The organism is Flavobacteriales bacterium, from assembly GCA_013214975.1.
Taxonomy (GTDB): Bacteria; Bacteroidota; Bacteroidia; order DT-38; family DT-38; genus DT-38.
On record JABSPR010000394.1, the window covers coordinates 1 to 2,843 of the forward strand.

A 2,843-nucleotide genomic window follows, 5' to 3' on the forward strand; every position below is an offset into this window, starting at 1 on the left:
AATCTCTCGTTACACCATACTTAACGGCTTTTGGCCCACCAGCACATTCACCTAGATTACCTCCAAGAAAACAACTCCCCTTACTACTAGGATCTGGCGGATAAAAAAGGCCTTTATCCTTAACTGCATTTTGGAAGACCTCAGTAATTACACCAGGCTCAACGGTGGCTTGACTATTATCCTCATCTATTTCGAGGATTTTATTAAACCTCTCCATGGAGATTAATATTCCACCAAAAATTGCAAGTGCGCCACCGCTTAATCCAGTACCACCACCTCTAGGTGTAACTGGAATATTCTCCTTGTTAGCAATTTTTAAAATTTCCGAAATCTCCTCAGCAGTCCGAGGCTTCACAACAACTTCCGGAGCATAATTAAGATCCTCCGTTTCATCATGGGAAAAGTCGGCCATAGCCTCTTCGTTATGAAGAACATATTCTTCACCAACGATGCTTTTTAATTGACCAATTATTTCTACTGAAAGCTTTTTGTACGACATTTGATGTATAATAACCAAAAGTACAAACCCAACCCTCGATGAGAGTAGCCAGCGCTTTAATTTTATCAACACTACTACACTTAACATCTTCAGTTTTCGGGCAAGAGACCAAAGACCTCACCCTGGAAGACATTTGGGAAAAGAACGAATACTCTACCGAATACATACATTCCATGCGCTCTATGGAAGATGGACTGCATTATACAAGCTTACTGAAAGACAAGATTTCAGGAGAATCTATCGTAGTTAGATATGTTTACAAGACGGGAGAAGCGATCGACACCCTATTCAGGGCGAGCATGCTAAATGCAGCAAATGATACTATTTTAAAAGCTATTGATTCGTACGCATTTAACGCAGAAGAGAACTTCTTGATCTTAGGTACTGATAAGCAAAGAATCTACAGACGATCGGCTAACTATGTTCATTACATCGTTAATTTGGAGAGTAGCAAATCAACCCTACTTGCTGATTCAGGCCGAACAGAATGTGTTAAATTTTCTCCAAATGGAAATTCAATCGCTTTTGTTAAAGAAAATAACATATACATCAATCGTCTCGATAGCACCACATTACAAATTACATTCGACGGCAAACGAAACGAAATTATTAATGGCAAAGCTGACTGGGTATACGAAGAGGAATTCGCTTTTAACAGAGCCTTTTTCTGGTCTTCGGAAGGCAACAATTTGGCCTACTACAAATTCAACGAAACGAAAGTGCGTGAATTCTCATTCCCTGATTACAATAATTTATATCCTAAAGAATATCAATTCAAATATCCAAAAGCAGGAGAAACAAACGCCAGTGTTAGTATCCATTTATATAATTTAAAAACACAATTAACTAAATCTATAAATACAGGAAATGATAATAGCATCTACATCCCTAGACTAAAATGGAGTAATACAGACAGTAAATTACTTATCTACAGATTAAATAGAAGGCAAAACATTCTTGAAGTTCTAACGGCAAACTGTATTACAAAAGAGAATAATATTTCTACGACAATTCTACTTAAAGAAGAAAGTGAAACTTATATAGATGTTACCGACGACATCTTATTTCTAAAAGACAAAGAACACTTTATTTGGAGCAGCGAGAGCAATGGATATAATCATTTGTATTTATACAACTTTCAAGGAAAAATGGTAAGGCAATTAACACAAGGCGAATGGGATGTAACAAAATTTAATGGATTTGATGAAAATACGTTACGTGTATATTTTACTTGCACAGAAGAGTCACCAATGAAACGTGCTATTTATTCGGTAAACTATAATGGTGAAGATTTTTACAAATTATCTCATTCTAGCGGTACCAACGCATGTACATTTAGTAAAGGGTTTAACTATTTCATTAATGTATATTCTACCGCCAACACCCCTCCTATTACAACAGTGCATGCTATTGATGGCAGAAAAATAAGAACTCTAGAAAACAACAAAGCATTAGCGCATAAAATAACATCCGTAGATCTTCCAAAGAAAACATTCTTCACATTTAAAACGGAACAAAAGATTAAGCTAAACGGCTGGATGATTAAGCCACCAAATTTCGATTCGTTTAAAGAATACCCCGTTTATATCTCTGTTTATGGTGGTCCTGGATCACAAACCGTTCTAGACAAATGGGGTGGAAACACAATGATGTGGCATCACTACTTAGCAAAGCAAGGTTATGTAATTATTTCGGTTGATAGCAGAGGAACTGGATCAAGAGGAGCTGAATTCGAAAGACTTACATATAAGAGTCTTGGAGATTTAGAAACATACGATATGATTGAGACAGCCAAATACATGGCTAAACAACCTTTTGTAGATTCTAAGCGAATTGGAATCCAAGGATGGAGCTATGGCGGATATATATCCACCCTCAGTATATTAAAAGGTGCCGAATATTTCAAAATGGCTATCGCGGTTGCTCCAGTTAGCGATTGGAAATTTTATGACACAATCTACACTGAGCGGTATATGCAAACCCCGAATGAAAATAAAGAAGGGTATTCAACTAGTTCATGTTTGACTTATATAGATCAGCTTAAAGGAAAGTATTTACTTATCCACGGAACCTCCGATGACAATGTGCATTTCCAAAACTCTGCTATTCTTGCCGAAGAGCTAGTTAAACAAAACAAGCAATTCGACTCATTTTACTACACTAATAAGGCACACAGTTTACTCGGTGGTAAAACAAGGATTCATCTCTTCACAAAAATGACTAATTATATATTAGATAACTTATAACCAGTTAAGAGCGCATTCTACAACACAGTATAAATGACAAACGAAACAGAAATACAACGAAACCAGGATGAAATATTTGGTCATCCAAAAGGGCTCTA

The 2,843-nt window shown here is 36.5% G+C and carries 2 protein-coding genes; one reads left to right on the forward strand and one right to left on the reverse strand.

Going from position 1 to position 2,843, the window contains the following annotated elements; translation table 11 throughout:
* Positions 1-499, reverse strand: a 499-nt coding sequence (locus tag HRT72_12390; protein ID NQY68503.1) for an FAD-binding oxidoreductase, incomplete at its 3' end; no start/stop codon positions are given.
* A 38-nt stretch (positions 500-537) separates the two neighbouring features.
* Between HRT72_12390 and HRT72_12395 the strand changes: the two genes are divergently transcribed.
* Complete coding sequence (locus HRT72_12395; protein NQY68504.1) at positions 538-2,745, forward strand: S9 family peptidase; 2,208 nt, start codon at positions 538-540, stop codon at positions 2,743-2,745.
* The last annotated feature ends 98 nt before the right edge of the window (positions 2,746-2,843 follow it).

Coding starts and splice junctions, on each gene's coding strand:
- HRT72_12395 (NQY68504.1), top strand. CDS start 538: ATGAGAGTAGCCAGCGCTTTAATTTTATCAACACTACTACACTTAACA.